Genomic DNA, 7,023 nt, shown 5'->3' with positions numbered 1-7,023 from the left:
ATCCTTCCCCCACCACCATCACTTCCAGATTCTTAAGCACTCACTCAAGCACAATGCTCCATATTTCTCGATGCCGGGAGTAATCCTTCCCTGCCTGTTTCCCCGGTGGCGCTTCGCTTACCGGGGCTACGAATAGGGTCTGTAGGCCGGGTAAGGCGCAGCCGCCACCCGGCATCCGCACGCCCCCCTGGGTCGGGGACAAAAAAAACCCCGCAAATGCGGGGTTGTATTAATACAGCGAATCAGCGACGAGCACGCACAACCTGATATTTGCGCGTCAGGTACTCCACCGGCGCACTCCAGATGTGCACCAGGCGAGAGAACGGGAACAGCACAAACAGGGTCATACCCAGCACCAGGTGAACGCGGAAGATAAACGCCACGCCGTCCAGATGCTCAGAAGCGCCCCCGCGGAAGGTCACGACAGACTGCGCCCATCCAACCAGCTTCATCATCTCGCTGCCGTCCATATGCTGCGCAGAGAATGGAATGGTCAGCAGACCAAGCGCACACTGCACCATCAGCAGGGAGAGGATCAGGATGTCCGCTCCGGTCGTGGTAGCCCGCACGCGTGGGCTGAACAGACGTCGTTTCAGCAGCAGCAGACCACCCACCAGGGTCATCACGCCACAGGCGCCGCCGGCAATCATCGCCATCTTCTGCTTCACTTCAATCGGCAGCCACGCTTCGTACATCCAGTGCGGGGTCAGCATCCCCAGGAAGTGGCCGGCGAAAATCCCCAAAATCCCGATGTGGAACAGGTTTGACGCCAGGTTCATCCCTTTACGATCCAGCATCTGGCTGGAGGCAGCACGCCAGGTGTACTGGCCATAGTCATAACGCAGCCAGCTTCCCACCAGGAATACGGTGCCCGCGATATACGGGAAAATGTCAAAGAAGAACATATTCAGGAAGTGCATTAGTGCTGTCCTCCGTTAGAGATATTCAAATATTGCGGAGCCACCGCTCCGGCAAAACGACGCTGATGCGCGGAGATTTCAGATTCGCCACAGCTCTGGTCAGCAAAGAATTTCACCTGCTCTTCTTCCCAGACGGCATCCAGTGCTTGTGGGGTATCGTCACGGGCTTCATCCGCAATTTTTTCCGCCACTTTTTGACTGTCAACCGAGGCGTTAGCCAGTTTCACCAGCAGATCGAACAGGACTGCATAGCTGCTCTCACGTTGCTGGAGACGCGCGCCGAGCAACGCCAGAATAGGAGCAATGTCCTGCAACCCGCCCAGCGCTTCCTCTTTCGGCAACTGTGCCAGATATTCCAGATACAGCGGCAGGTGATCCGGCAGCTCGCGGCTGTCGAGTTGCAAACCGTGCTGCTCGTACTGGGCCATCAGATCCACCATCGCCTGACCACGGTCGCGGGATTCACCGTGAACGTGTTCGAACAGCAGCAGAGACGTGGCACGGCCCCGGTCAAACAGCTGGCTGTAGTCCGCCTGCGCATCAAGAAGATCGCGTGCCAGCAGATCGCGGAGGAAAACGCCCAGCGTCTGGGCATCCTCTTTATCCAGGTTTTCAGATGACGCGAGTGCATCAAAGAGTTCCTGTTGATGCTGCACAAGCGCAGCATCAGGGTACTCGAGCAGACGCGAAACAATGACGAGTTCAATCATTGGTGCGGCTCCGTTTTGCTGGTCACATCCATCGCGTCAATGCGGCGGCTGTTGAACAGGTTGAATTTGCTGTCTGACCCGTGGCAACCGTCGCCAAAGGTAAAGCCACACCCACTTTTCTCCGGGAAGGCCTCGCGAGCCAGTTCACGGTGGCTGCTCGGCACCACGAAACGATCTTCGTAGTTAGCGATTGCCAGATAGCGGTACATCTCCTGCGCCTGCGCCTCGGTCAGGCCGACCTCCTCCAGCGCGCGGGTATCGTTAACGCCGTCAACGGTTTCCGCACGTTTGAAGTGACGCATCGCCAGCATACGTTTCAGCGCCAGCAGTACCGGCTGGGTATCCCCTGCGGTGAGCAGGTTGGCCAGATACTGAACCGGGATACGCAGGCTTTCCACGTCCGGCAGAATGCCGTTGCTGCCCAGTTCACCCGCGTCCGCCGCAGACTGAATCGGAGACAGCGGCGGCACGTACCAGACCATCGGCAGCGTGCGGTATTCCGGGTGCAGCGGCAGGGCCAGCTTCCAGTCCATCGCCATTTTGTACACCGGAGACTGCTGTGCGGCGTCAATCACGCTCTGCGGAATACCGTCTTTCAGCGCCTGCTCAATAACCTTTGGATCGTTTGGATCGAGGAAGACGTCCAGCTGACGCTGATACAGATCTTTCTCGTTCTCGGTGCTTGCGGCATTTTCAATCGCGTCCGCGTCGTACAGCAGCACGCCGAGGTAGCGGATACGACCTACGCAGCTTTCTGAGCAGACGGTCGGCATACCGGCTTCGATACGCGGGTAGCAGAAGATGCACTTCTCAGACTTACCGCTCTTCCAGTTGAAGTAGATTTTTTTGTACGGGCAGCCGGTGATGCACATACGCCAGCCGCGGCACTTGTCCTGGTCGATCAGCACAATGCCATCTTCTTCACGCTTGTAGATGGCGCCGCTTGGGCAGGTCGCCACGCACGCCGGGTTAAGGCAGTGTTCGCACAGGCGCGGCAGGTACATCATGAAGGTGTTTTCGAACTGGCCGTACATCGCCTTCTGCATGTTCTCGAAGTTCTGGTCTTTGGCGCGTTTTTCGAACTCGCCGCCCAGAATCTCTTCCCAGTTTGGACCGCTGGTAATTTTGTCCATGCGCTGGCCGGTGATCAGCGAGCGAGGACGGGCGATCGGCTGGTGTTTGCTTTCCGGCGCGTTGTGCAGGTTCTGGTAGTCGTAATCAAACGGCTCGTAGTAATCATCAATGCCCGGCAGATGCGGGTTAGCGAAGATTTTTCCCAGCAACATGGCACGGTTACCCATGCGCGGTTGCAGTTTGCCGTTGATTTTACGGATCCAGCCGCCCTTCCACTTCTCCTGGTTTTCCCAGTCGGTCGGGAAGCCGGTGCCCGGCTTACTTTCCACGTTGTTGAACCAGGCGTACTCCATACCTTCACGGCTGGTCCAGACGTTTTTACAGGTGACTGAGCAGGTATGACAGCCGATGCATTTATCCAGATTCAGCACCATGCCGACTTGTGAACGAATTTTCATTTTACGCTCTCCTGTACCTGGTCATTACCTTCACCATCTAACCAGTTAATATTCTTCATCTTACGTACCACCACGAACTCATCGCGGTTCGATCCTACGGTGCCGTAGTAGTTAAAGCCGTAGGCCAGCTGGGCATAACCACCGATCATGTGGGTCGGCTTCGGCGTAATACGGGTCACGGAGTTGTGAATACCGCCGCGCTGCTCGGTGATCTCAGACCCCGGCAGGTTAACGATACGTTCCTGCGCGTGGTACATCATGGTCATCCCGGCCGGTACACGCTGGCTCACCACCGCACGTGCCGTCAGGGCGCCGTTGCTGTTGAACACTTCGATCCAGTCGTTATCTTCGATACCCAGATCTTTGGCGTCCGCTTCGCTCATCCAGACGATTGGCCCCCCGCGCGACAGCGTCAGCATCAGCAGGTTGTCGCTGTAGGTGGAGTGGATACCCCACTTCTGGTGCGGCGTCAGGAAGTTCAGCGCCTTCTCAGGGTTACCGTTCGATTTCGCGCCCATCACCGCTTTCACGGAGCGGGTGTCGATTGGCGGACGGTAAACCAGCAGGCTTTCACCGAAGTCACGCATCCACTGGTGATCCTGATACAGAGACTGACGGCCAGAAAGCGTGCGCCATGGGATCAGCTCGTGAACATTGGTGTATCCGGCGTTATAGGACACATGTTCATCTTCGAGGCCAGACCAGGTCGGGCTGGAGATAATCTTGCGCGGCTGGGCCTGAATATCGCGGAAGCGGATTTTCTCTTCCTCTTTATTCTTCGCCAGGTGCGTGTGGTCACGACCGGTAAACTCGCTCAGGGCCGCCCACGCTTTCACCGCCACGTGGCCGTTGGTTTCCGGGGCCAGGGTCAGGATCATCTCTGCCGCATCAATTGCCGTGTTCAGCATCGGCTGGCCTTTCGCCGGGCCGTCTGCTTTGGTGTAATTGAGCTTGCGCAGCAGATCCATTTCGCTCTGGGTGTTCCAGGCGATGCCTTTACCGCCGTTACCGATCTTCTCCATCAGCGGGCCGATAGAGGTAAAGCGTTCGTAAGTTGCCGGGTAATCACGTTCAACCGGAATAATGTGCGGCGCGGTTACGCCTGGGATCAGATCGCACTCGCCTTTTTTCCAGTCCTTCACGTCCAGCGGCTGAGCCAGTTCGGCAGCGGAGTCGTGCTGGATTGGCAGCGTCACCACGTCGGTCTCTTTGCCCAGATGCCCTACACAGACTTCAGAGAATTTCTTCGCGATGTCTTTGTAAATTTCCCAGTCGCTTTTTGATTCCCACGCCGGGTCAACGGCCGCCGACAGCGGATGAATAAACGGATGCATATCCGACGTATTCATGTCGTCTTTTTCGTACCAGGTGGCAGTAGGCAGCACGATGTCGGAGTACAGGCAGGTACTGGACAGACGGAAGTCCAGCGTCACCACCAGATCCAACTTGCCGTCGAGACCGTTGTCTTTCCACTCCACTTCTTCCGGCTTCACGCCGCCCTGCTTGCCGAGATCTTTACCCTGAATACCGTTTTCGGTACCGAGCAGGTATTTCAGCATGTACTCGTGGCCTTTACCGGAAGAACCCAGCAGGTTAGAGCGCCAGATGAACAGGTTACGCGGATGGTTTTTACCGTTCTCCGGCTGTTCTGCCGCGAAGCGGATTGAGCCGTCTTTGAGGGATTTAACGGTGTAGTCCACCGGTGACATGCCCGCCTGCTTCGCCGCTTCCGCAATACGCAGCGGGTTCGTACCCAGCTGCGGCGCAGACGGCAGCCAGCCCATACGCTCAGCGCGTACGTTGAAGTCAATCAGGTGGCCGCTGTAGCGGGATTTATCCGCCATCGGCGACAGCAGTTCCTGGGCGGTAACCGTCTCGTAGCGCCACTGGCTGGAGTGGTTATAGAAGTAGGAGGTGCTGTTCATGTGACGGGCCGGACGCTGCCAGTCAAGGGCAAACGCCAGCGGTTGCCAGCCGGTCTGCGGACGCAGTTTTTCCTGGCCCACGTAGTGCGCCCAGCCGCCGCCGCTCTGCCCGACGCAGCCGCAGAAGATCAGCATGTTAATCAGGCCGCGATAGTTCATATCGAGGTGATACCAGTGGTTCAGACCGGCACCGACGATGATCATGGAGCGACCGTGGGTTTTGTCGGCGTTTTCCGCAAATTCGCGGGCGATACGGGTGATCTGGGCGCGTGGCACACCGGTGATCTGCTCCGCCCAGGCTGGGGTATAAGCCTTCACGTCATCATAGCTGGTCGCGCAGTTTTCGTCGTTCAGGCCGCGCTCCAGGCCGTAGTTCGCCATGGTCAGATCGTAGACGGTAGTGACCAGAGCAGTAGAACCGTCCGCCAGTTGCAGGCGCTTCACCGGCAGCTTGTGCATCAGAACGTTTTGCAACTCAACCTTGTTGAAGTGCTCGGAACCTTCACCACCAAAGTACGGGAAGCCGACATCGGCGATCTCATCCTGGCTGCCCAGCATGCTGAGACGCAGCTCCGTCTCTTCACCCGTGGTGCCGTTACGCTGCTCCAGGTTCCATTTGCCTTTTTCCCCCCAGCGGAAGCCGATAGAACCGTTTGGCGCCACCAGCTCGCCGTTGCTGTTGCAGGCGACCGTTTTCCACTCCGGGTTGTTTTCCTGACCCAGCGCGTCCACCAGATCCGCGGCACGCAGCATACGGCCTGCGGCGTAATAGCCGTCACGCTCTTCGAGCATCACCAGCATTGGCATGTCGGTGTAGCGACGCACGTAATCGGTGAAATACTGGCTTGGCTTGTCGAGGTGGAATTCACGCAGCATGACGTGGCCCATCGCCAGCGCCATTGCGGCATCGGTACCCTGTTTCGGCGCCAGCCACAGGTCGCACAGTTTGGCGATTTCGGCGTAGTCCGGGGTCACGGCGACGGTTTTGGTCCCTTTGTAACGTACTTCGGTAAAGAAGTGCGCATCCGGGGTACGGGTCTGCGGAACGTTAGAGCCCCAGGCGATGATGTAGCTGGAGTTATACCAGTCGGCGGACTCCGGCACGTCGGTCTGCTCACCCCAGGTCTGAGGCGACGCTGGCGGCAGGTCGCAGTACCAGTCGTAGAAGCTCAGGCAGGTACCACCGATGAGTGACAGGTAGCGCGCGCCGGAGGCGTAAGAGACCATCGACATCGCCGGGATTGGCGAGAAGCCTGCCACACGGTCAGGACCGTAGGTTTTCACGGTGTAGACGTTGGAAGCCGCAATCAGCTCGTTCACCTCTTTCCAGGAAGAACGAACGAAACCACCGCGACCACGCGCCTGTTTGAAGCTTTTCGCTTTGTCGGCATCTTCAATGATGGAGGCCCAGGCATCAACCGGATCGCTGTGCTGCACTTTCGCTTCACGCCACATTTTCATCAGGCGTTTACGCATCAGCGGGTATTTCAGACGGTTGGCGCTGTAGAGATACCAGGAGTAGCTGGCCCCACGCGGGCAGCCGCGCGGCTCGTGGTTCGGCATATCCGGACGGGTACGCGGATAATCGGTCTGCTGCATTTCCCAGGTCACCAGACCGTTTTTAACGAAAATCTTCCAGCTACATGAGCCAGTGCAGTTTACGCCGTGGGTAGAACGGACAACTTTGTCATGCTGCCAGCGTTGACGGTAACCGTCTTCCCAGTCCCGGTTGGTATCCAGAACCTGGCCGTGCCCATCGGCAAAAGTTTCACCCTTCTGTTTGAAGTAGCGAAACCGGTCCAAAAATTTGCTCATCGGGTATCTCCTGTATGGAGCCTGTGGCTCTCTAAATCGACATTGCTGATTTGCAGCGAAGGTAACGCTATGAAAGATGGGGAGAATTGATAACGATCAAGACGAAGGGGGACTCTGAGGG

Annotated in this window: 4 protein-coding genes; all 4 read right to left on the bottom strand. The window is 57.5% G+C overall.

Annotated elements, in window-relative coordinates; translation table 11 throughout:
• Positions 1-242: 242 nt before the first annotated feature.
• Genes narI through IM290_RS13600 form a run of 4 tightly spaced genes read right to left on the bottom strand, consistent with a single transcriptional unit; the run spans position 243 to position 6,902 of the window.
• On the bottom strand, positions 243-920 hold the full coding sequence (narI, locus tag IM290_RS13615) for a respiratory nitrate reductase subunit gamma (protein WP_193042514.1): 678 nt from the start codon (positions 918-920) through the stop codon (positions 243-245).
• The gene (narJ, locus tag IM290_RS13610; RefSeq protein ID WP_193042513.1) at positions 920-1,630 is read right to left on the bottom strand and encodes a nitrate reductase molybdenum cofactor assembly chaperone; all 711 of its coding nucleotides are present in this window, start codon (positions 1,628-1,630) and stop codon (positions 920-922) included. The genes narI and narJ overlap by 1 nt, the downstream gene beginning before the upstream one ends.
• Positions 1,627-3,162, bottom strand: a complete 1,536-nt coding sequence (narH, locus tag IM290_RS13605; RefSeq protein ID WP_017384243.1) for a nitrate reductase subunit beta — start codon at positions 3,160-3,162, stop codon at positions 1,627-1,629. The genes narJ and narH overlap by 4 nt, the downstream gene beginning before the upstream one ends.
• Entirely contained in the window at positions 3,159-6,902 is a 3,744-nt protein-coding gene (locus IM290_RS13600; protein ID WP_032669675.1) for a nitrate reductase subunit alpha, read from the bottom strand. The genes narH and IM290_RS13600 overlap by 4 nt, the downstream gene beginning before the upstream one ends.
• Positions 6,903-7,023: the final 121 nt, after the last annotated feature.

It is taken from the genome of Enterobacter cloacae complex sp. S1, from assembly GCF_014930525.1.
Lineage (GTDB): Bacteria > Pseudomonadota > Gammaproteobacteria > Enterobacterales > Enterobacteriaceae > Enterobacter > Enterobacter hormaechei_C.
This window is presented reverse-complemented; position numbering and strand designations above follow the sequence as displayed.